22 protein-coding genes are annotated in these 20,387 nt (G+C 53.6%); 8 read left to right on the forward strand and 14 right to left on the reverse strand.

Going from position 1 to position 20,387, the window contains the following annotated elements:
- Positions 1-8 precede the first annotated feature (8 nt).
- Both E0L21_RS13590 and E0L21_RS13595 read right to left on the reverse strand, forming a co-directional pair.
- Positions 9-182 (reverse strand): GhoT/OrtT family toxin, encoded by a 174-nt coding sequence (locus tag E0L21_RS13590; RefSeq protein ID WP_071925283.1) that lies wholly within the window; start codon positions 180-182, stop codon positions 9-11.
- A 171-nt stretch (positions 183-353) separates the two neighbouring features.
- Positions 354-596 (reverse strand): hypothetical protein, encoded by a 243-nt coding sequence (locus tag E0L21_RS13595; RefSeq protein WP_235855240.1) that lies wholly within the window; start codon positions 594-596, stop codon positions 354-356.
- 261 nt (positions 597-857) lie between these two features.
- Between E0L21_RS13595 and E0L21_RS13600 the strand changes: the two genes are divergently transcribed.
- Positions 858-1,313 carry an ECs1072 family phage-associated protein gene (locus E0L21_RS13600; protein ID WP_131410316.1) on the forward strand — a complete coding sequence of 152 codons (456 nt, stop codon included), beginning with the start codon at positions 858-860 and terminating at the stop codon, positions 1,311-1,313.
- Between the two features lie 56 nt (positions 1,314-1,369).
- Here the strand turns inward: E0L21_RS13600 and E0L21_RS13605 are convergent, their stop codons facing one another.
- From E0L21_RS13605 to E0L21_RS13635, 7 genes are all read right to left on the reverse strand, one after another.
- A complete protein-coding gene (locus E0L21_RS13605; protein WP_131410318.1) occupies positions 1,370-1,591 on the reverse strand; it encodes a hypothetical protein in 222 nt (73 codons plus the stop codon).
- Between the two features lie 279 nt (positions 1,592-1,870).
- On the reverse strand, positions 1,871-3,295 hold the full coding sequence (gene patD, locus E0L21_RS13610) for an aminobutyraldehyde dehydrogenase (protein ID WP_131410320.1): 1,425 nt from the start codon (positions 3,293-3,295) through the stop codon (positions 1,871-1,873).
- A gap of 25 nt (positions 3,296-3,320) precedes the next feature.
- Positions 3,321-4,127: an ABC transporter permease gene (locus E0L21_RS13615; protein ID WP_131410322.1), complete on the reverse strand. Its 807-nt coding sequence runs from the start codon at positions 4,125-4,127 to the stop codon at positions 3,321-3,323.
- The gene (locus E0L21_RS13620) at positions 4,117-5,046 is read right to left on the reverse strand and encodes an ABC transporter permease (protein ID WP_131410324.1); all 930 of its coding nucleotides are present in this window, start codon (positions 5,044-5,046) and stop codon (positions 4,117-4,119) included. The genes E0L21_RS13615 and E0L21_RS13620 overlap by 11 nt, the downstream gene beginning before the upstream one ends.
- A 7-nt stretch (positions 5,047-5,053) precedes the next feature.
- Complete coding sequence (locus E0L21_RS13625) at positions 5,054-6,067, reverse strand: ABC transporter ATP-binding protein (protein WP_131410326.1); 1,014 nt, start codon at positions 6,065-6,067, stop codon at positions 5,054-5,056.
- Between the two features lie 18 nt (positions 6,068-6,085).
- Positions 6,086-7,228, reverse strand: a complete 1,143-nt coding sequence (gene ydcS / locus E0L21_RS13630; protein ID WP_131410328.1) for a putative ABC transporter substrate-binding protein YdcS — start codon at positions 7,226-7,228, stop codon at positions 6,086-6,088.
- Positions 7,229-7,573: 345 nt separating this feature from the next.
- Positions 7,574-8,980, reverse strand: coding sequence for an aminotransferase-like domain-containing protein (locus E0L21_RS13635; protein ID WP_131410330.1), 1,407 nt, complete (start codon positions 8,978-8,980; stop codon positions 7,574-7,576).
- 249 nt (positions 8,981-9,229) lie between these two features.
- Here E0L21_RS13635 and E0L21_RS13640 point away from each other — a divergent pair, with 249 nt between their 5' ends.
- The 4 genes from E0L21_RS13640 (at position 9,230) to E0L21_RS13655 (ending at position 12,343) form a co-directional block, all read left to right on the forward strand.
- Entirely contained in the window at positions 9,230-10,630 is a 1,401-nt protein-coding gene (locus tag E0L21_RS13640) for a cytochrome ubiquinol oxidase subunit I (RefSeq protein ID WP_131410332.1), read from the forward strand.
- On the forward strand, positions 10,630-11,640 hold the full coding sequence (gene cydB, locus E0L21_RS13645; protein WP_131410334.1) for a cytochrome d ubiquinol oxidase subunit II: 1,011 nt from the start codon (positions 10,630-10,632) through the stop codon (positions 11,638-11,640). The genes E0L21_RS13640 and cydB overlap by 1 nt, the downstream gene beginning before the upstream one ends.
- Complete coding sequence (locus E0L21_RS13650; RefSeq protein ID WP_131410336.1) at positions 11,640-11,768, forward strand: DUF2474 domain-containing protein; 129 nt, start codon at positions 11,640-11,642, stop codon at positions 11,766-11,768. The genes cydB and E0L21_RS13650 overlap by 1 nt, the downstream gene beginning before the upstream one ends.
- A 113-nt stretch (positions 11,769-11,881) precedes the next feature.
- Positions 11,882-12,343 carry a PH domain-containing protein gene (locus tag E0L21_RS13655; RefSeq protein WP_131410339.1) on the forward strand — a complete coding sequence of 154 codons (462 nt, stop codon included), beginning with the start codon at positions 11,882-11,884 and terminating at the stop codon, positions 12,341-12,343.
- A gap of 52 nt (positions 12,344-12,395) precedes the next feature.
- On the opposite strand, the gene E0L21_RS13660 is transcribed toward E0L21_RS13655, so the two are convergent.
- The gene (locus E0L21_RS13660) at positions 12,396-13,076 is read right to left on the reverse strand and encodes a nitroreductase (RefSeq protein WP_131410341.1); all 681 of its coding nucleotides are present in this window, start codon (positions 13,074-13,076) and stop codon (positions 12,396-12,398) included.
- Between the two features lie 96 nt (positions 13,077-13,172).
- On the opposite strand from E0L21_RS13660, the gene E0L21_RS13665 reads away from it, so the two are divergent.
- Together E0L21_RS13665 and E0L21_RS13670 are read left to right on the forward strand one after the other, a co-directional pair.
- Entirely contained in the window at positions 13,173-14,123 is a 951-nt protein-coding gene (locus tag E0L21_RS13665; RefSeq protein WP_131410343.1) for a LysR family transcriptional regulator, read from the forward strand.
- A gap of 85 nt (positions 14,124-14,208) precedes the next feature.
- Positions 14,209-14,469: a hypothetical protein gene (locus tag E0L21_RS13670; protein ID WP_131410345.1), complete on the forward strand. Its 261-nt coding sequence runs from the start codon at positions 14,209-14,211 to the stop codon at positions 14,467-14,469.
- 92 nt (positions 14,470-14,561) lie between these two features.
- On the opposite strand, the gene E0L21_RS13675 is transcribed toward E0L21_RS13670, so the two are convergent.
- The 3 genes from E0L21_RS13675 to E0L21_RS13685 all read right to left on the reverse strand — a co-directional run bounded on the left by E0L21_RS13675 (position 14,562) and on the right by E0L21_RS13685 (position 18,062).
- Positions 14,562-15,098 (reverse strand): hypothetical protein, encoded by a 537-nt coding sequence (locus E0L21_RS13675; protein WP_131410347.1) that lies wholly within the window; start codon positions 15,096-15,098, stop codon positions 14,562-14,564.
- 177 nt (positions 15,099-15,275) lie between these two features.
- Positions 15,276-17,234 (reverse strand): peptidase U32 family protein, encoded by a 1,959-nt coding sequence (locus E0L21_RS13680; RefSeq protein WP_131410349.1) that lies wholly within the window; start codon positions 17,232-17,234, stop codon positions 15,276-15,278.
- A gap of 255 nt (positions 17,235-17,489) precedes the next feature.
- Positions 17,490-18,062 (reverse strand): helix-turn-helix domain-containing protein, encoded by a 573-nt coding sequence (locus tag E0L21_RS13685; RefSeq protein ID WP_131410352.1) that lies wholly within the window; start codon positions 18,060-18,062, stop codon positions 17,490-17,492.
- A gap of 160 nt (positions 18,063-18,222) precedes the next feature.
- Between E0L21_RS13685 and E0L21_RS13690 the strand changes: the two genes are divergently transcribed.
- Positions 18,223-19,407: a benzoate/H(+) symporter BenE family transporter gene (locus E0L21_RS13690; protein ID WP_131410354.1), complete on the forward strand. Its 1,185-nt coding sequence runs from the start codon at positions 18,223-18,225 to the stop codon at positions 19,405-19,407.
- Here the strand turns inward: E0L21_RS13690 and E0L21_RS13695 are convergent.
- Positions 19,390-20,259 (reverse strand): helix-turn-helix transcriptional regulator, encoded by an 870-nt coding sequence (locus E0L21_RS13695; RefSeq protein ID WP_131410356.1) that lies wholly within the window; start codon positions 20,257-20,259, stop codon positions 19,390-19,392. The two genes, E0L21_RS13690 and E0L21_RS13695, sit on opposite strands and share 18 nt — an antisense overlap.
- Between the last annotated feature and the right edge of the window lie 128 nt (positions 20,260-20,387).

Consider the following 20,387-nt stretch of genomic DNA (forward strand, 5'->3'; position numbering starts at 1 on the left):
GGCAAAATTTAGAATATGGAAAATAGCAGCGCAACCGGGAAGCTCATGGGCCATGTCGAGCCCACCAAAAACGCACTTAGCAGGCGAATACGTTTACGATCGTGAGAAAGAAACCAGGTAATCAGCGCGCAAATCAGCGCCATGACAAAGTAGAAAACCAACATTTTTTGGTATAACGACATAACAAACATTAACCCAGAAATAACAAAACGAACGCAATATGCTCTTTTTGTTGATATATATCAAGTCGAATAGGGATTACTACGAAAGGTGTAGCAGCCAACTTTGATTTAACTGGCTGTGAGAGCGAAAGCAGCCGCAACTGCTTTCTTTTTCTGCGGTCGGTTTTTTTCCTACTGATGTGTTTCACGCCACTGCGCAATATCCTCTTTTGTGACTTCTTCGGCGTAGCAAATGGGCGAATAACCGCCTGCACGGCTCCACGCGCTACGCTTGCCACATGAACTGCCGTTCCGCGCATGATTGTAGGGACAGGCACAGGGACCAGGGTAGTTAGCAATAGATTCAGCAATAATCGCTTGTTTCACCTGTGCATCAGACAGACGCTGTGTTTTGGCAAATCCCTCTGTTGTCATGCATAAACCTGAGGCGGCAAGCACCGCCCACAACAGCAATAATGTTTTCATATTTATTTCCGACGATTCCAGGTCAGGCTAATCATTATTTCTGTGGAAGATGAAAAATGATTAAACACAAACTACCGGGGGAATGAAACGATATATCCATTAATTTAACTTAGGGATTAACTGATATGTTTCTGCTGCGAATAATAACACCGGGAAGTTTGTCGAGCTGGGATCATCTCTGATATTGTCTACCGGCAAGGCAGACATCAGATGAAACAAGGTAAGGTTATGCAGAAATATGACGACCTGTGGCAAGCCATAGAAGTTCGGGTGCGTGAAAACAATGACATAACGCACGTCGATATGACCACTGATACCGCCCGGGGCAATGCTGCCCGGCAGCGCATCGCGCAGATATTCGTCCTGGAAGTGTTGCTCTCTCGCCACCGGGAAAAGTACGCCAGCAGTTTCGTTCCGCTTGCCGGTGAAGAGGCGCTTTATCATTTAATATTCAAACGCACCGGCTGGAAACCCTTTGAAGTAAAACAGCTATCGTTTATTGACGCCATGTTTGTGCTGGCGGAATTATTCCGTGATGAAACGCTGCCAGCGGAAGTGCGCGCCGTTCTGCGTTCGCAGGGAATAAAAGATGAGCCCTTCTCAACATATGATTTTTCAGAGAAAGATTGGGCACCACGTGAAAATGAGGTGTTCCTGAAAAGGTAAGCCTGCAAATTAATTGCACTGTTAAATAAATAAGGGCTCATCTGAGCCCTTATTTTTTAATTCAGCATTGCAGCGGTTATTTCATTACCCGCGAGACTTTCAACGCGGGCAAAATAAAACTCTTCGCCTTCGCAATAGTAAGTTTCGATAGGCATGCTGGTGTTTGTTGCTCCACCATCAAGCCCTGCTATCGCCCATTGCACCGAGGTTTCGCCATCTTCAACGGTCAAAAATTGAGACGCGCCCCCTGGTACGAGCACGACTACGATTTTACTCATTACTCTTTTTCCTTGCCTGATTTTTTTAAAAGCCAGACATTCTTACCCGCGGCAATGACTGCCGTTTGTCGCATTGATGACACTCACGTGACAACACATCGGAACAACGTCTGTTTGCGGTTTTATTTAAATGTTTTTATTTCGCCACTCCGCTGATGGCTGGCTATTATTAAACCAGTTTTTCATTAATAACAACACACATAATTTACTATGCGATTTACCTCATGTTTCATAAGGGAATAAAAGCGATAAACGCCCTCCGTGGCGTTTATTATTGCCTTAATGTTTGATCATTACATGGCGCACCACGGTGTAATCCTCCAGGCCGTAGAGTGACATATCTTTGCCGTAGCCTGAGAGTTTCTGCCCGCCGTGCGGCATTTCGCTCACCAACATAAAATGCGTATTTACCCAGGTGCAGCCGTATTGTAAACGTGCACTCAAGCGATGGGCGCGCCCGACATCTTTGGTCCATACCGATGAGGCCAGCCCATATTGCGAATCATTGGCCCAGTCCAACACCTGTTCCTCATCATCAAACACCGTGACGCTTACCACCGGGCCAAACACTTCCCGCTGTACAATGGCATCCTCCTGTTTTGCCCCTGCCAGCAGCGTTGGCGGGTAATAATAGCCTGCGCCTTCATGTCTTTTACCGCCGGTCACCACGCGAATATGGCTGAGCGCTTTGGCCTCATCAACCGCCTTGCCAACCCGCGCCAGATGCGCCGCAGAACTGAGCGGCCCAAGTTCTGTTGATTCATCGTCCGGCGCGCCCATTTTCAAGCTGGCAACCGCTGTACCCAGCTTTTCCACCAGCGCATCATAAATGCCTTTTTGTGCGTAGATACGACATGCGGCGGTACAATCCTGCCCGGCATTGTAAAAACCGAAAGTACGAACCCCTTCAACCACCGCATCGAGATCCGCATCATCAAACACGATCACCGGCGCTTTGCCACCGAGTTCCATGTGGGTGCGCTTAATCGACGATGCCGTATGACCAATAATGTGCTCGCCAGTGGCAATCGAGCCCGTCAGGGAAACCATGCGTACTTTTTCATGGCCAGTGAGCGGATCACCCACGGTGCTGCCGCGACCGAACAACACATTCAGCACACCCGCCGGGAAGATATCTTTCGCCAGTTCCGCCAGTTTTAACGCGGTGAGTGGCGTAATTTCCGAAGGCTTAATTACCACGCAGTTGCCCGCTGCCAGCGCCGGGCCGAGCTTCCAGGCCGCCATCATGAGTGGGTAGTTCCATGGCGCAATAGAGGCGACGACGCCCAGCGGATCGCGGCGGATCATTGAGGTATGTCCTTCCAGGTATTCACCTGCCGCCAGCCCATTCAGGCAACGCGCAGCCCCGGCGAAGAAGCGAAACACATCCACTACCGCCGGAATTTCGTCATTCAGTACGCAGTGAAAGGGTTTACCGCAGTTCAGGGACTCCAGCCGGGCGAAGGTTTCCGCATTATCTTCAATCATCTGTGCCAGTTGCAGCAGGCATTCGGCGCGCGCCTTCGGTGTCGTTTGTCCCCAACTGGCAAACGCGCGATCGGCAGCCTGCACGGCAGCGTCGACCTGCGCGGCGGACGCTTCGGCGATCTCCAGCAACACTTCACCGGTAGCCGGGTTATATACAGGCTGCTTCTCGCCTTCGCCGTTAACCAGTACTCCATTGATAAACAGTTGATGTTGCATAGTTCTGTCCTTTCAGCGTGGTCAGTTATTTGCCGGTTCCGGCAATCGTGTCGGTATCACGGGTCAGCCACCAGGCACCCAGAATGGGAATCGTCGTTACCAGCATCACCAGTAATGCCACAACGTTCGTGACGGGTACATCGCGCGGGCGTCCCAACTGGTTGAGCAACCACAGCGGCAAAGTACGTTCATGGCCTGCGGTAAAGGTGGTGACAATGATCTCGTCAAATGACAAGGCAAACGCCAGCATGCCGCCCGCCAGAAGCGCCGAGCTCAGGTTCGGTAGCACCACATAGCGGAAGGTTTGCCAGCCGTTCGCACCTAAATCCATTGAGGCTTCGACCAGGCTCCAGGAGGTTCGCCGAAACCTGGCAATCACGTTGTTAAACACCACCACGACGCAGAACGTGGCATGTCCCACGACGATGGTGAAAAAACCCGGTTCCAGATTGACCGTTTTAAACGCGGTCAACAGCGCAAGCCCAGTGATAATTCCCGGTAAGGCAATCGGCAACAGCAGCAGTAAAGAAATGGCGTTTTTGCCGAAAAATTCGCTACGCCATAAGGCCATTGCAGCAAGTGTGCCAAGAATCAATGCGATAGCCGTCGCCAGCGCCGCGATTTGCAGTGACAGTGTCACTGCATCGAGAATATCTCCCCTCGCCGCCGCCACGCTAAACCAGCGCAGCGTAAAGCCCTGCGGCGGAAAGCTGAATGCGGCGTCCTCGGTATTGAAAGCATAGATGGCGATGATCAAAAGCGGAAAGTGCAGAAAGATAACGCCGCCCCAGGTGGCGACTTTGAGCAAAAACGGTGCGCGTTCAGAGTGCATCAAACGCTCCCAGACGTTTCACGAACGCCAGATAAAGAGCTATCAACACCATCGGCACAAGGGTAAACGCGGCGGCCATCGGCATATTACCAATCGCCCCTTGCTGCGAATAAACCATATTACCGATGAAGTAACCCGGCGGTCCGACGAGCTGCGGCACGATAAAATCCCCGAGCGTTAGCGAAAAAGTAAATATCGAACCCGCCGCCACGCCCGGTACCGCCAGCGGGAGCACAACATAGCGAAAGGTCTGGCGTGGATGCGCGCCCAAATCCGCTGAAGCTTGCAACAGCGAGGGCGGTAATCGCTCAAGCGCTGCCTGAATCGGCAGGATCATAAACGGCAACCAGATATAGACGAATACCAGAAAACGACCCAGTCCGGAGGTAGAAAGCGTATTGCCGCCCACGGCGGGCAGTGTCAAAAACGCAGCAAGTAGCGGCTCCAGCCCAAGATGGCTTAAAAACCACTGCGCAACGCCATCTTTTGCCAGCAGCAGTGTCCAGGCATAGGCTTTAACGATGTAGCTCGCCCACATTGGCAACATCACCGCGATATAAAAGAACGCTTTCCATTTGCCCTGCGCATAACGCGCCATATACCACGCCATCGGAAAAGCGAGAATGGCGCTCGCCACCGTCACACATAGCGCCATCATCAGCGTACGAAGAATGATGTCGTAATTAGCCGGGTTAAACAGCGCCAGCAGGTTGGCAAACGTCAAATCCGGCGTGACCGACATGGTGAAATCATCGAAGGTGTAAAACCCCTGCCACAGTAAGGTGAGCAACGAACCTAAATAGACAATACCAAACCACATCAACGGGCCGAGTAGCAGCAAAAGCAGCCCATACACCGGTTTTCGCCAGAACACAGCGCTAAGACTGACGCGGCGCGGCGAACGTTGCGCAATACTCATCGCCCTCTCACCCCGCTCCCTGTAACGGCACCATCGCCTCGCGCGACCAGGAAACCCGCACCTGCTGCCCCGGCGCCAGCGTGTCTGGCAGTAACGCATCGGAGAGGTTCGCCTGGCTGACTAACAGCTTTTCGCCCTGCGCCAGCGCCAGTTCAAAACGGGTCGATGCGCCTTGATATTGCACCGTTTGCACCACGGCGCTGGCTTCTATTTCCCCCGGCGTATTCAGGCGAATGTGTTCCGGGCGCAGCGAGTAAACACCGTTCATGCCGCAGAGTTTTTCCGCAAGCGCCGCATTAAACACATTGGAGGTGCCGACAAACCCGGCGACAAACGGCGTGCGCGGGCGCAGGTAAAGCTCACGCGGCGTATCAATTTGCTCAATGCGCCCATTGTTGAACACCGCCACGCGGTCGGACATCGACAAGGCTTCGCCCTGATCGTGGGTGACAAAAATAAAGGTGATGCCGAGATCCTGTTGCAGCTTTTTCAGCTCCAGCTGCATCTGTTCACGCAGCTTTAGATCCAGCGCCCCCAACGGTTCATCCAGCAATAACACTCTGGGTTCATTTACCAGCGCGCGGGCGATGGCGACGCGTTGCCGCTGACCGCCGGAAAGCTGCGAAGGTTTACGCGCGTGCACAAAACCGAGCGCCACCTTTTCCAGCGCGTCACGAGCGCGGGCATGGCGCTGTTTTTTGTCGATGCCTTTCACCATCAACCCGTAGGCAACGTTATCGAGAACGGACATGTGCGGAAACAGCGCGTAATCCTGAAAGACGGTATTCACGTCCCGCTCCCAGGGCGGCAGTTCGCTGGCCTCGCGGCCAAAAATACGGATTGCGCCGCCGCTGAGCTGTTCAAACCCGGCAATCAGCCGCAGGCAGGTGGTTTTGCCGGAGCCGGATGGCCCCAGCATGGAGAAAAACTCCCCGTCGTTGACGGCGAACGTTACGCCGTCGACCGCCCGGATATCGCCGTAAACTCTGGCGACATCCAGAAACTCTACCGCATAGGTCATCGCGCGCTCCTGGCAGGTTTAACGGCCGCCCATAATGGCGATGTAATCCTGCGTCCAGCGGCTGTAAGGCACATATTTACCGCCTTGTGCCACTGGTGTTTTCCAGAAAGCGATTTTGTCAAAGAAGCTGTAGCCGTTGGTTTCGCAGCCCTTTTCACCCAGCAACGTGCTGGCTTTGCACCCTTCCGGCACCACCGGCAGTGAACCAAACCACGCCGCCACATCGCCCTGTACTTTCGGTGTCAGCGACCAGTTCATCCACTTGTAGGCGCAGTTCGGGTGTTTCGCATCGGCGTGCAGCATGGTGGTATCTGCCCAGCCGGTGACACCCTCTTTGGGAAAGACGGTGGCGATCGGTTGATTTTCCCCTTTCAGGGCATTTGCCTGGTAAGGCCAGGCGCTGGAAGCCACCACGCCTTCGTTTTTGAAGTCGCTCATCTGAACTGTGGTGTCATGCCAGTAACGGTGAATGAGCAAGTGCTGCTCGCGCAGGGTTTTCAGCACCGCCTGATACTGCGCTTCGGTAAGCTGGTACGGATCGTCAATACCCAGTTGCGGTTGCGTGGCTTTCAGGAACAGCGCAGCATCGGCGATATAAATCGGGCCATCGTAGGCCTGCACACGCCCTTTGTTGGTTTTGCCGTCCGGCAAGTTTTGCTGAACAAATACCACCGCCCAGCTATCTGGCGGCGTCGGGAAGGTTTTGGTGTTATACATCAGCAGATTCGGCCCCCACTGATAAGGCGTGCCGTAGGTTTTCCCGCCGACGTTAAACCATTCCCCTTTGACCAGCTTCGGATCGAGCGTTTTCCAGTTAGGGATAAGGGCGGTATTTATTGGTTGCACGCGTTTACCCATGATCAGGCGTAAAGAGGCATCACCGGAGGCGGTAACCAGGTCATAACCGCCTTTCGCCATCAGGCTGACCATCTCATCGGAGGTGGCGGCGGTTTTCACATTCACCGCGCATCCAGTCTCTTTTTCAAACGCGGTAACCCAGTCATATTGCTTATCGGTCTGGCCGCGCTCGATATACCCCGGCCAGGCGATAATATCCAGCCGCCCCTCTCCCTTTCCCACTTCTGTTGGTTCGGCGGCGTTCGCGGTCATAACGGTAAGACCCAGCGCACACAGGCTGCTGCGGGCAAATTGCTTGCTCATTATTTTCTACTCCTGTCGCAATGAAAAAGTGCGGCAGCCTTGCCGTTAATATATCTCCCTTAATAAAAATAGACGGCGCGCTGACGGCATGAATGTGGCTCGTCGGAAATTTCGCAAGGATGTGACAGATGACGCATTGCGTTAACAATAAAAACGCTGTTGCACGCTCTTTTGGAGTATAGACAAGGGGTTAGAGGAAGTCCGTTAATCTGTGTTGCTATTCGCATTTCCTATGAATACCAATATCGAGAGCGCAGAAAATAATGACGGCGCACTCTATGTTTACGCCGCCGTTATTTTTCACAGGAGAATAAGTTATTCAGAAAATAAGAAAGACTGACAGGGTTAATTCATCATCTGGCGAATTAACTCACCCAGTTGTATTGCCGCCCGCTCCTCTTTATCGCCCCAGGCCCATGCGCAATTAAAACGGAAAAATGAACGCCAGTTATCGGATGTCGAAAACATTTTTCCCGGCGCAATGCTGATATGGTGCGCCAACGCCCGCTGGCTCAGTTCACCCGCATCAAGCCCGGCGGGCAACTCCAGCCATAAGAAATAGCCGCTCTCATTACGATAGATTTTCACTTCCGGCGGCAGATGGCGCAGCAGCGCCTGCCAGGCCAGATGTTTGCGCTCGGCAAGCTGTCGGCGCAGGCGGCGCAAATGGGCGTCGTAGTGATGCGTCGATAAGTAATCGACCAGCGCCAACTGGAGCGGTGAACTGGTGGATAAAGTGCTCATCAGTTGCAATTGCTGGATACGGCGAGCGTGACGACCGGCAGCAACCCACCCGACGCGAAACCCGGCGACCAGACATTTAGAAAATGAGGAGCAGTGCAACGTCATGTCTTGCGTGTCCCAGGCTTTAGCCGGTAACGGCTGTTCGCGCCCGTAGTAAAGCTCGCTGTAAACATCATCTTCAATCAGCGTGACGTTGTGTTGTGCCAGCAGCGCGACCAGTTGGATCTTTTTCTCAGCGCTTAATGTAAACCCGAGCGGGTTCTGCGCATTGGTCATCAGCCAGCAGGCTTTTACCGGATAGTCAGTTAATGCCTGCGCCAGCGCATCAAGATCGATGCCCTCTTTTACATCGGTCGGCACTGACAGCGCTTTTAACTTCAGCCGCTCCAGCGCCTGCAACGCGCCGTAAAAACAGGGGCTTTCAATAATCACCCAGTCACCCGGCTCTGTTACCGCCTGCAAACTGAGGTTCAACGCTTCCAGCGCGCCCGCGGTGATAACAATTTCATCCGGTGAAATGTTCATCCCCTGGCGGGCATAGCGTTTAGCAATAGCGTGGCGCAGTTGACTGTTCCCTGGCGGCAGGTTTTCTATAACGCTCATGGCGGTGGCGCTTTTGCTCACCTTTGCCAGCGAACGGTTAAGCTGTGGCATCGGGAACAGTTTTGGGTCGGGAAAGGCGGAACCAAACGGCAGTACCGAGGCATCGCAGCTGGCCTGTAACACGTCAAAAATGTAGGTATTGATGTCCACCGCTTCGTCACGCGTTATCCTCGCCGCCGGGGTGCGCGGTAAGCCGGGCGCTGGCGCAACAAAATAGCCGGACTGCGGTCGGGCAATCACCCGTCCCTGGCTTTCCAGCAACTGATAAGCATGACCGACGGTCATAAAACTGAGCCCACTGCTGGTCACCTGCTCGCGCAGCGACGGCAGCTTCTCTCCAGGCCGCCAGACGCCAAGCTCAATTTGTTCCGCGATTTGCTGCGCCAGGCGCTGGTATTTTTTCATGATTTTTCACGTGTTAACAAAACGTCTACATCATGGCACGCAGGGCGCCATCTTGCTATATCAGTTTATGCATAACAGCGCGTTATGCGCACTGTTATGGTTATCGGCTCCCGCTTCGTCTGGACTAATCCGCAACCTGCCATACCCTTTGTAGGGAACTGTTATACGAAAATTCCCTGTATCTGTTTCTGCAAGTTCAGGCTTGTGCTCATTAATATTGACACCACAACATTGACATTGGGGTTGTGCATGTTTGGTTTAGACGCGTTTTACCTGGCGAGAATACAGTTCGCCTTCACGGTTTCTTTTCATATTATTTTTCCGGCAATCACTATTGGCCTTGCCAGTTACCTTGCAGTTCTGGAAGGTTTGTGGCTAAAAACCCGCAACCCGGACTGGCGCACGCTGTACCATTTTTGGTCGAAGATCTTCGCCGTTAACTTCGGTATGGGGGTGGTTTCCGGGCTGGTGATGGCGTACCAGTTCGGTACCAACTGGAGCGGTTTTTCCCAGTTTGCCGGCAGCATTACCGGGCCATTACTGACTTATGAGGTGTTGACCGCCTTCTTCCTCGAAGCGGGTTTTCTCGGCGTGATGCTGTTTGGCTGGAACAAAGTCGGCCCTGGCCTGCACTTTTTCGCCACTTGTATGGTCGCGCTGGGCACCATTATGTCCACCTTCTGGATCCTCGCATCCAATAGCTGGATGCACACGCCGCAAGGCTTTATCGTCGAAAATGGTCAGGTGGTTCCGGTCGACTGGTTTAAGGTGATTTTTAACCCTTCCTTCCCGTACCGGCTGATGCACATGACCATTGCGGCATTCCTTAGCAGTGCGTTGTTTGTCGGCGCATCTGCTGCCTGGCATCTGTTACGCGGGAATAACACGCCTGCGATCCGCAAGATGTTTTCTATGGCGATGTGGATGGCGCTGGTTGTTGCGCCGATTCAGGCGATGGTCGGTGATATGCACGGGCTGAATACGCTTGAACATCAACCGGCAAAAATTGCTGCTATTGAAGGCCACTGGGAGAATCCGCCAGGTGAAGCGACGCCGCTGCTGCTGTTTGGTCTCCCGGATATGGAGCAGGAGCGCACGCGTTATGCCGTGGAGATCCCGGCGCTGGGAAGCCTGATCCTGACGCACAGCCTGGATAAGCAAGTGCCGGCACTGAAAGAGTTCCCGAAAGATCAGCGCCCCTATTCACCGATTGTCTTCTGGTCGTTTCGCATTATGGTCGGGCTGGGTGTGCTGATGATTGCGCTGGGTGTCGCCGCGCTGTGGCTGCGTTTTCGTGACAGGCTCTATCAGTCGCGACCATTTTTACACTTTGCGCTGTGGATGGGGCCAGCGGGCTTGATTGCCATTCTCGCCGGTTGGGTCACCACGGAAGTGGGTCGCCAACCGTGGGTGGTATATGGTTTGTTGCGCACGGCTGATGCGGTTTCCGCCCATGGCAACTTGCAAATGAGCCTCAGTTTGCTGGCGTTCTTTGTTGTCTACTGTTCCGTTTTTGGTGTGGGTTACAGCTATATGGTGCGGCTGATCACCAAAGGGCCACAGGAGCGTGATGAGCGCGCCACGCAAGGTACTCCGGCACGACCGCTGTCTGCGGCGGGCGAACATCTCCAGGCGGATGAGGATAAATAATGGGCATCGATCTTTCGTTAATCTGGTTTGTCATTATCGTCTTTGCCACCTTGATGTATATCGTGATGGACGGTTTTGACCTTGGTATCGGCATCCTGTTTCCGGTCACGCGCGACGCGCACGATCGTGATGTGATGGTCAACACTGTGGCTCCGGTGTGGGATGGCAACGAAACCTGGCTGGTGCTTGGCGGCGCGGGCTTGTTCGGCGCGTTTCCGCTGGCGTATGCGGTGATTGTCGATGCGCTGACCATTCCGCTAACGTTAATGCTAATTGGGCTTATTTTCCGCGGTGTGGCCTTTGAATTTCGCTTCAAAGCCACCCCTGCGCACCGGCCGTTCTGGGACAAAGCGTTTCTCTCCGGCTCGCTGCTTGCCACCTTTACACAAGGTGTGGTGGTGGGCGCGGTGCTCAACGGTTTTCCGGTGACCGGTCGTACGTTTAGCGGCGGTGCGCTCGACTGGCTGACACCGTTTAATCTGTTTTGCGGCGTCGGGCTGGTCATCGCCTATGCTTTGCTTGGCGCAAGCTGGCTGGTGATGAAAAGCGAGGAGCCGCTGCAGGGAAAAATGCGTAAAGCCGCGAGAAAACTGTTGCTGGCGATGTTAGTGGTGATTGCCGTGATTAGCCTCTGGACGCCGCTGGCGCATTCAGCGATTGCCGATCGCTGGTTCAGCCTGCCGAATCTCTATTTCTTCTCGCCAGTGCCGCTGTTGGTCGTCGTGCTGAGTGTCTGGTTATGGCGCAGCCTCGGCAATCCGGACTCCCACACATTGCCGTTTGTGCAGACACTGGGGCTGATTTTCCTCGGGTTTAGCGGCCTTGGCATCAGTATCTGGCCGCACATTATTCCGCCGGATATCACGTTGTGGCAGGCCGCTGCACCACCGCAAAGCCAGGGCTTTATGTTGGTCGGCGCCCTGCTGATTATCCCGATTATTCTGGTTTATACCTTGTGGAGCTACTACGTGTTTCGCGGCAAGGTGCAACATGGCGAGGGGTATCATTGATGAAACACGCCTTCTTTAACCGCCTGATGTGGATGCTTTTAATCTGGGGAGGCAGCGTGCTGGCACTGTTTGCAGTCAGTATGGTGTTCCGGCTTCTGATGTCGGCGGCGGGGTTTAAATCGCACTAATTGGCCATTCGCAACGGACGATCCTGGCTAGAAATTTCCGGGATCGTTCACTACGCTTTTTGTTGTCCAATTTGCTTTAGAGCTGCTATTTTTCATGCGTTTAGGGAGAAATAATGATTAACCTCGTTCAGACGCCTTACAACCTCCGATCGGGTTACCCGATTGTCCGCCGTACGCTGGAAGACAAAAAGAAGCTGGTTAAGCAAGAGGGTTTTGGCCCGGAATCGTGCTGCGCCACCGTCGAATACACGCTGCGCGGTAATTCCCGCTATGCGTTTGGCAATAGCCAAATGCGTATTGAGATGCCACCGGATATTTACACCAACAATTGGGTGAAATTGCATGGCGAAATGGCGGCGCTGATTGCCGCGATACGACGCATTGAGAAATCGGGCAATGGCGATGAACAGTTGCCGATCACCAGCGTTTATATCGAATTACGCCCCTGCGAAGCCAACTGCATGCAGGCCCTGCAAAATATCCTTCCTGATAACACCACCGTTTATTTTTCCTTTCTGCACCCCGATCAGGTTGATGAGTGGAAACAAAGCGCCCGCGCGCTTTGTGCTGCGTAGCACGGACAGAGACGCCAATGTTCTCTATAAGCGTCTCTGGTCGTATACGGCGTTACCCGTGCATCACCACACTTTGCTCAACAGGAATGCGCGGCATGCGTGTTTTCGCAGACGGCGCAGACAGATCGGCATAACCAAACGAGATGCCGAACAGCAGACGATAATCATCAGAAACGCCCAGTTCGGCGCGGATTAAATCGGCGTGAAAACCCAGTAAGGTTTGCGGAATACCGGCAAAACCGCGCGCAGTTAGCGATAGCAAAAAGCTCTGGGCGTACATACCAATGTCGGAGGCAACGCGGATATTGTCGCCAAAGGACGGCATAAACAGGAACGCTGCGTGTGGTGCGTTAAAAAATTGATAATTACGCAGATAAGCCTCTTTACGCCGCGCTTTATCTTCACGCGCAACGCCAATCGCATCGTAATAGATTCGCGCTTGCTCATGAGCGCGCTCGAAATAGTCGCCGTGAAAATCGTCATAGGAAAAGGTGAAATCCGGCGTCTGGTGCCCTTCTAGATCGTTTTCCGTCATCCTTTTTCCAAGACGATTTTTCGTTTCACCGGACACCACATGCACATGCCACGGCTGCGTGTTGCAGTTAGACGGCGAAAATTGCGCATCCTGCAATACGTCCTGAATTTGCTCGTCCGTTAACGGCGTGGGTAGAAATGCGCGGGCGGAAAAGCGCTGGCGGACGGTTTCATCGAAAGCTTTCACTACAGTGCTCATGATTCTTCTCCGTATTAAGTGTTCGCGTAGCTTAGCGATGTAACCTGTTCGCAAAAACACTACAATGCGCCATGGACCTTTGCAGATTACGCACAGATGAAGAAGCTCAGTCAAATTAGTGCCCGCTCAATGCAGCTGTTTCTCGCCATTGTTCGCGAGGGCAACTTATCCGAAGTCGCCCGTAACGAAGGCCTGGCGGCATCATCCTTATCCCGCGTGGTTCAACAACTGGAGCAGGCGCTGGAAACCCAGTTGTTGTATCGCAACACGCGCGCGGTGATTGCCACTGAGGCGGGTCATATCTATGCCGACACGTTTCGCGCCATGTTACAGCAGCTTGCGGACGCGCAAACCCAGGTGGACGAGCGCCGGGATGAGCCTGGCGGGCGCATTCGCATTAATGCCCCGACCTCGTTTGGCCTGCGCCATATTGGCCCAAAGATCAGTGAGTTGAGCGAGCGTTATCCGCGTCTGCACATCGAACTAAACCTGAACGATGACTATATCGACCCGTTTGCCGACGGCACTGATCTGCTGCTGCGTATCGCAGCGCTGCAAGATTCCGAGCTGCATGGTCGGCTGATTGCGCATCAGCAGTGCCATTTGGTGGCGACACCCGCTTATGTGCGCCGTTATGGCCAACCGAACACGCCGGAGGAGTTGCAGTCGCACCGGTTACTGGCGTATCGCGGGAAAAGCGGTTTACAGCGCTGGCGTTTTCAGCGAGGAGAGAAATCCTGCCAGTTTTCGCCGCAGGCCAAAATCGTTTCGGATAACGCGGAATTGCTGTTACAGGCAGCACTAAGTGATGGGGGAATATTACTTTTTCCGGACTGGCAAGTCGGTGAAATGCTAAACCGCAACGAGCTTGTGGCGCTCATGCCCGATTTCACCGCCAGTTATTCGGCAATGCAGCAGTCGCTCTGGTTGCTCTACCCTGGCGGGAAATATCCGTCACTTAACACGCGCACTGTGATTGATTTTTTACTGGCGAGTTTCGGCTCACCGCCCTACTGGCGCTATCTTCCACCGCGCCGCCAGGAATAATCCCGAAGGCGTAACGCTCCATAATCCCTTCACTTTTTTATCGTCAAATCGTCGCCACGCAATAGAACGAGTAAGGATGTAAAAGATGAAAAAGATTGCACTGGTGTCTGCCATTCTGGCGGTGAGCTTCTCTTCCATGGTGTTTGCCGACGAACGTCCGCCGCTACCGCCGGAACAGTCCCCAAACGGCCAGCACCATAAAGGTGATAAAAAACCGATGCACGACGCGCCGCCGCCGAAACACAAGCAGGATAAGCCGCCGCGCCCGGATAATAAACACAACGACAAACACAGCGGTAAGAAACCGCCACTGCCGGAAGAAAGTCGTCCAGGTGATGACCGCTAATCTATCCTGAAATGCAAACAGGCCTTTCGCCATCACGAAAGGCCTATTTTTTATCTTGTAGACACGGTTTTTAAGAACGCTTGCTTAAGAGATTACGATCCCATCGCTTTGGATAACCAGGACTTACAGATGCCACGGCGTAAATTCCACGGTTTAGCCGGTTTATCTTTATAGCGGTCATACACTTTATCCAGATCGTCCTGGCTGGTGATATTCAAATCTGCCGGAATTTCAACCGCCCCACGGGAGCTGATTGCCACATAGTGTTTTCCTTTTTCAAGGAAAAATGCGGTCTCATGAATCCACATCCTGCCGCTTGAATTATCTTGTACGATTAATGTCCAGTACTGATCGCCTTTAAGCCGGCTGGTAAAAAGCCGATCAACAACGCCATCGAGCATATTATTGCTGATGTAAATCATCTCGGCGGAATTAAAGCAGTCACCCTCTTTGTTATAACGCTGGAAATAAAAAAGCCCCTGATGTGCCTTATTAGCTTGCGTATAGACCACTGTGGCATCGCTGCCGGTATAGGGCTGATAACGCTGCGTTCCGAGCGGGCCTGGCGTACAGGCAGACAACAAAAATGCACCTGCGACAAGCAAGGCGCCTAACGTAAATTTACGCATTCCCTCTCCATGAATATCATCAATAAGCCATTTCTTATTATTTTCGCCCGGCTAGATTAACGTATTACGGTTATTAACGCATGATTGTTCTTACTGCGACGGGATAATTTATGGCTATTCAGGAGAATTGTTTTAGGGGCAGTAAAAAAAACAGGGTGGCATAGTGCCACCCTTTGTTTATTTGCGTTTTGGCAACGTTTTTAATAAGTCATCGGCGCTTATCGACGCCACTACGCTGCCCGGCAGAGGCATTTTCAGAATATGGTGCTTAATTTTGCCAATCACATGCATTTCACACGGACGGCAGTCAAACTTCAGCGTCAGCACTTCGTCGCCATGCACCAGTTGCATCGGCGTCGCGCGCCAGCTTTTGATGTTTCCTTTCGCCTGTTTCGGGCACAGGTTGAAGGCGAAGCGCAAACAGTGTTTGGTGATCATCACCGGCACATCGCCCTTCTCTTCATGCGCTTCGAAGGCGGCGTCAATCAGTTGCACACCGTAGCGTTGATAAAATTCACGCGCTTTATGGTTATAAACGTTAGCCAGGAACGACAAGTGTGTTTCCGGGTAAATAGGCGCGGGTGTCGCCACCGGTTTGCGGCTGCCGCGCTGGTAACTCGCCAGTCGTGCTTCTTCCAGCATCTCTACCGTTTCGCGACGCAGCTGGTTAAGTTGGCTGTTGGGCACAAACAGCGCCCCCGGCAGATTCACGGCGATCGCCTGCGCGTAATACCGGGTTTGCCCCAGTTTCGCCAGCCCGTCTTTCAGGCTTTCCAGCGCTTTTTGCGCATTGTTGGCTTCGTCAAACTGCCCGTCCAGCGTGTGGGTAACACTGACGCCATCTTCGCTGGTGAGCGTCAGAACCAGTTGTTCCTGCCAGCCGCCAAGCTCAATATCTACGCCGATGCGACGCTCGCTGGAGGTTTTCAGTAATGCCTGCTGCCAGTTATGGTCAAGGTTGCGGTTCAGCGCATGGTGCGGGCGCAGCGTTCGCAGTGCATCCGGCATTTCGTTCGGGAACACGCGATAACGGTTTTCGCCCGTTTTCTCGGCGACGTTGACGCGAAAACCCACCACTTCACGCTTCACCAGCACGTTCAGCCCATCACCGTTGGCCAGCGGTTCCGTCACTTCAACATCAAGATGATCTTTCGCCACTTTCAGCACTTCACCGACCGGCAGGCCGATAAATTTCGGTGAATCAAACGCGCCGATATCAATTTTGCGCGCATTGACAAAATAATCGGTGCTGCCGCGATGGAAGGTTTTATCGGTCGACGGAATAAAGAAGTGCTCTGTTCGCCCGGCGGAAGCGCGCGCCAAATCGCCACGATCGTCAATAATGGCATCCAGCATTTGGCGATAGTGCGCCGTGATATTCTTCACGTAGCTCATATCTTTGTAGCGCCCCTCAATTTTGAAGGAACGCACACCGGCATCGATCAGCGCCGCCAGGTTGGCGCTCTGATCGTTATCTTTCATTGACAGCAGGTGTTTTTCATAAGCCACGACACGACCCTGATCGTCTTTCAGCGTATAGGGCAAGCGGCACGCCTGGGAGCAGTCGCCACGGTTGGCGCTGCGCCCGGTCTGCGCATGGGAGATATTGCACTGCCCGGAATAGGCCACGCACAGCGCACCGTGGATAAAGAACTCAATGGTGGCGTCGGTTGCGCTATGAATGGCGCGGATCTGCTCAAGGTTCAGCTCACGCGCCAGCACAATCTGGCTAAAGCCAACATCGGAGAGGAATTTGGCTTTTTCCACGCTGCGAATGTCGCACTGCGTACTGGCATGCAGCTCAATCGGTGGAATATCCAGCTCAAGTACGCCCATATCCTGCACGATCAGCGCATCGACACCGGCCTGGTACAGGTCATGGATCAGGCTCTGCGCCGGTTCCAGCTCATCATCATGAAGAATAGTGTTCAGGGTGATAAACACTTTCGCGCCGTAGCGATGCGCGAAAGGCACCAGTTCGGCGATATCGCGCAGGCTGTTACCGGCGTTATGGCGCGCACCGAAACCCGGGCCGCCAATGTAGACCGCGTCAGCGCCATGAAGTATGGCCTCACGGGCAATGGCGGTGTCGCGAGCCGGGCTTAACAGTTCAAGATGATGGGGTTGCAGGCGCATACAATCGTCGTTATCCATTATGTACAAAATGGCGGCTATTGTAGTCACAACCGGGGCGTTTCACCACCTGCCGCAGGGGGAATTTGCGCCTGTCGGCAATGCAATGTCGAAATTGCTATTTCCGCTGTGTTACATGCGGCGATAGAGTGGTGACTCGGACATTCCTCGTCACGTTTTATCCACTGTATTGCCGGTTGCAGGTGAGGCTGAACTTTCCTGCAGCCCGGAGTATGGCGGGTCAACGTTGTCGCGTTATTAATCGTCGTCGTTCTTTGCCGCAGGCGTGCTTGCGGCTTTTTCTTTTGGATAATGAATCAACGAGTGGAAATGCACCGTGTGCGCGGAGCTGTTGCGATACGCATGGGCTTCATCGCCGGCAAAACGCACCCCCATCCCACTGGTAAATGTTTTCCACTGCCCGCCCAGACATAAATCCAGCGCACCATTGATAACAATCACATGCTCAATCACCCCGCTTTCGTGCGGCGTCGATTCACTTATCGCGCCCGGTGCCAGCGCAATGGAAAAGAGATCAAAATGCAGCTTTTCATCCCACGGAAAAATGGGCGTGATCACCATGGCTTGTTGTTCAGGATCGTAGGCGTGCGGCGTGTCGCTCTCTGGCGGAGCAATAAAGGTAGAAAACGGCACATTCAGGCCGGTGGCGATTTTCCAGAGTGTCGCCACCGTCGGGCTTGATTCATTTCGCTCAATTTGCCCGAGCATCGCTTTAGAAACGCCCGTCTCTTCTGCCAGCCGGGAAAGGCTCCAGCCACGGCCCTGACGGAGAAGTTTTAAGGTGCTTGCCAGATAGTCTGCGATGTTCATTACACCTCCGGGAAGAAAAATCCGGGGCAGTATAGCGCAGCGTTTCTTTTTTAGAGAGCGAAACTATAACCACGCTAAATACCTTATTGCACTGCCAGCTTGTGCGCTATAACGGCCAGTGATATTTTATGCGGATGCTATAACGCACAAGGATTATTTCATGCGCACCGCTGCCTTTTCACTTTCTTCTGCCGTTCCTTTTACCAGCGTGCTGGCTGGCTTTGTCGCTGTGTTGGTCGGTTATGCCAGCTCCGCCGCCATTATCTGGCAAGCAGCTTCGGCGGCAGGCGCAAGTGCGACGCAAATTGCCGGCTGGATGACCGCGCTCGGTCTGGGCATGGGCATCAGTACGCTGGCGCTGAGTGTCTGGTATCGCATGCCGGTACTCACCGCCTGGTCGACACCGGGCGCGGCATTGTTGGCGACCAGCCTACAAGGCATTTCACTAAATGAAGCGGTTGGCGTATTTATCTTTGCCAATGCATTAATTGTCCTGTGCGGCATCACCGGCTTGTTCGCCAGGTTGATGAAAATCATTCCCCATACCCTGGCGGCAGCCATGTTGGCGGGCATTTTGCTGCGCTTTGGTTTGCAGGCCTTTAGCAATATTCCGGGGCATTTCGCTTTGTGTGGCAGCATGCTGCTGGCCTGGCTTATCTGCAAAGCGTTGGCGCCGCGCTATGCCATTGTCGCGACGCTCGTTGTCGGTGCACTGGTTGCGATACTTGGTGGTGACGTTGTCACGAATAGCCTGAGTTTTGCAGTGGTTCTTCCCGTCTATACCGCACCAGAATTTCACTGGACGTCACTGGTAAGTATCGGTGTTCCCTTCTTTCTGGTGACGATGGCGTCGCAGAACGCGCCCGGTTTCGCCACGATGCAGGCAGCGGGCTACCACGTTCCGGTTTCTCCGTTGATTATCTTTACTGGTGTACTGGCGCTATTACTCTCACCGTTTGGTGTTTATTCAATTTGTATTGCCGCCATCACTGCGGCGATCTGCCAAAGCCCGGATGCCCACCCGCAGCCAGAAAAACGCTGGCTGGCCGCGGGAGCCGCTGGCGTATTCTATCTGCTGGCGGGTCTGTTTGGGGGATCGATAACTTCGCTGCTGGCGGCGTTACCGTTAAGCTGGATCCAGACGTTAGCCGGGCTGGCACTGCTAGGCACAATTAGCGGTAGCCTGCGCCAGGCGCTCATCAATGAGCGCGATCGCGACGCCGCGATTGTTACTTTTCTGGTTACCGCCAGCGGCGTCACGCTGTTGGGGATTGGTTCTGCATTCTGGGGGTTAGTGATCGGCGGGATCTGCTATAGCGCATTGCACTTAGCGCGACGCGCGTAACTGCGAGGGAGTCATGCCTTTCGCCGCTTTGAAACGGTTGCTGAAATGGCTGGCAGAGTTAAAACCGCAGGCCAGCGCAATGGTGGTCAGCGGCTGATCGCTGTGAAGTAACAGATCTTTTGCCCGCATCATGCGCCGTTGCATGACGAACTGGTGCGGCGCAACGCCCATTGACTGGCGGAACATGCGTGCAAAGTGGTATTCGCTAAGTGCGGCCTGCGCCGCCAGATCCGCCAGCAGCAGCGGATCTGCCAGATGCGCATCGATAAATTCCAGCACCGTGCGCAACACCACGGGTGCCAGGCCGCCTGTGACAGTCGGCAGTTGCCACTGCACGTTGCTGTAGTGTTGCACTAAGTGTGTCAGTAAAAGCGTCGATGCGGTGCTGAGCGTTAACTGGTTTGCGTTTTGCTGCCAGTTGCAATCCAGTAAAAACTGGCGATAGAGCGCAGTAATACGCGTATCCTGGGAAAATGTTTTCTCATCCAGCGTGAACGACGCCGGGCTGCGATCCCACACCTGCTCACCCACTTCACGCAGATGCTCATCGGTACAATAAAGATGCACAAAAGACAACGTATCGCGAATATCCCATATTGATTCGCTCTCTTTTGGCATCAGACAAAAACGATCCGGCCCGCCGCCGTTTTTCCAGCCGTAGGCGGTTTTGTGGTAGCTCTCGTAGCCGTCGGCAACGTACAAGCTCAGGGTGTGGTGATTGCAATATTGGGTGATGTTATCGCGTTTGTTCGACCAGGCCGCCAGTTGTATGCCAGAGTGCAGCGCCACCGAGTTGTGCAACACGGCGTTGTGTTTACTGAGGTTTTCAAAGGCTTCGTAGTGTTCAGACATTCGCGGAAATTATCATAGAGTCACCAGAACCCCAGTCTATGAATAGCAGGCGGCGGATACCAGCGTTGTGTAAAGAAAAGCGCAAGAATATGCAAGTCCGGCGCAAACCAGTGCAAGCCCGCGCGTTG

The sequence above is a fragment of the Kosakonia quasisacchari genome, assembly GCF_004331415.1.
GTDB classification, from domain to species: domain Bacteria; phylum Pseudomonadota; class Gammaproteobacteria; order Enterobacterales; family Enterobacteriaceae; genus Kosakonia; species Kosakonia quasisacchari.

Bases quoted from the DNA above. Each gene is read 5' to 3' on its own strand.
- E0L21_RS13590 (WP_071925283.1), bottom strand. From the start codon at position 182: ATGTCGTTATACCAAAAAATGTTGGTTTTCTACTTTGTCATGGCGCTG.
- E0L21_RS13595 (WP_235855240.1), bottom strand. From the start codon at position 596: ATGACAACAGAGGGATTTGCCAAAACACAGCGTCTGTCTGATGCACAG.
- E0L21_RS13600 (WP_131410316.1), top strand. From the start codon at position 858: ATGAAACAAGGTAAGGTTATGCAGAAATATGACGACCTGTGGCAAGCC.
- E0L21_RS13605 (WP_131410318.1), bottom strand. From the start codon at position 1,591: ATGAGTAAAATCGTAGTCGTGCTCGTACCAGGGGGCGCGTCTCAATTT.
- patD (WP_131410320.1), bottom strand. From the start codon at position 3,295: ATGCAACATCAACTGTTTATCAATGGAGTACTGGTTAACGGCGAAGGC.
- E0L21_RS13615 (WP_131410322.1), bottom strand. From the start codon at position 4,127: ATGCACTCTGAACGCGCACCGTTTTTGCTCAAAGTCGCCACCTGGGGC.
- E0L21_RS13620 (WP_131410324.1), bottom strand. From the start codon at position 5,046: ATGAGTATTGCGCAACGTTCGCCGCGCCGCGTCAGTCTTAGCGCTGTG.
- E0L21_RS13625 (WP_131410326.1), bottom strand. From the start codon at position 6,067: ATGACCTATGCGGTAGAGTTTCTGGATGTCGCCAGAGTTTACGGCGAT.
- ydcS (WP_131410328.1), bottom strand. From the start codon at position 7,228: ATGAGCAAGCAATTTGCCCGCAGCAGCCTGTGTGCGCTGGGTCTTACC.
- E0L21_RS13635 (WP_131410330.1), bottom strand. From the start codon at position 8,980: ATGAAAAAATACCAGCGCCTGGCGCAGCAAATCGCGGAACAAATTGAG.
- E0L21_RS13640 (WP_131410332.1), top strand. From the start codon at position 9,230: ATGTTTGGTTTAGACGCGTTTTACCTGGCGAGAATACAGTTCGCCTTC.
- cydB (WP_131410334.1), top strand. From the start codon at position 10,630: ATGGGCATCGATCTTTCGTTAATCTGGTTTGTCATTATCGTCTTTGCC.
- E0L21_RS13650 (WP_131410336.1), top strand. From the start codon at position 11,640: ATGAAACACGCCTTCTTTAACCGCCTGATGTGGATGCTTTTAATCTGG.
- E0L21_RS13655 (WP_131410339.1), top strand. From the start codon at position 11,882: ATGATTAACCTCGTTCAGACGCCTTACAACCTCCGATCGGGTTACCCG.
- E0L21_RS13660 (WP_131410341.1), bottom strand. From the start codon at position 13,076: ATGAGCACTGTAGTGAAAGCTTTCGATGAAACCGTCCGCCAGCGCTTT.
- E0L21_RS13665 (WP_131410343.1), top strand. From the start codon at position 13,173: ATGAAGAAGCTCAGTCAAATTAGTGCCCGCTCAATGCAGCTGTTTCTC.
- E0L21_RS13670 (WP_131410345.1), top strand. From the start codon at position 14,209: ATGAAAAAGATTGCACTGGTGTCTGCCATTCTGGCGGTGAGCTTCTCT.
- E0L21_RS13675 (WP_131410347.1), bottom strand. From the start codon at position 15,098: ATGCGTAAATTTACGTTAGGCGCCTTGCTTGTCGCAGGTGCATTTTTG.
- E0L21_RS13680 (WP_131410349.1), bottom strand. From the start codon at position 17,234: ATGCGCCTGCAACCCCATCATCTTGAACTGTTAAGCCCGGCTCGCGAC.
- E0L21_RS13685 (WP_131410352.1), bottom strand. From the start codon at position 18,062: ATGAACATCGCAGACTATCTGGCAAGCACCTTAAAACTTCTCCGTCAG.
- E0L21_RS13690 (WP_131410354.1), top strand. From the start codon at position 18,223: ATGCGCACCGCTGCCTTTTCACTTTCTTCTGCCGTTCCTTTTACCAGC.
- E0L21_RS13695 (WP_131410356.1), bottom strand. From the start codon at position 20,259: ATGTCTGAACACTACGAAGCCTTTGAAAACCTCAGTAAACACAACGCC.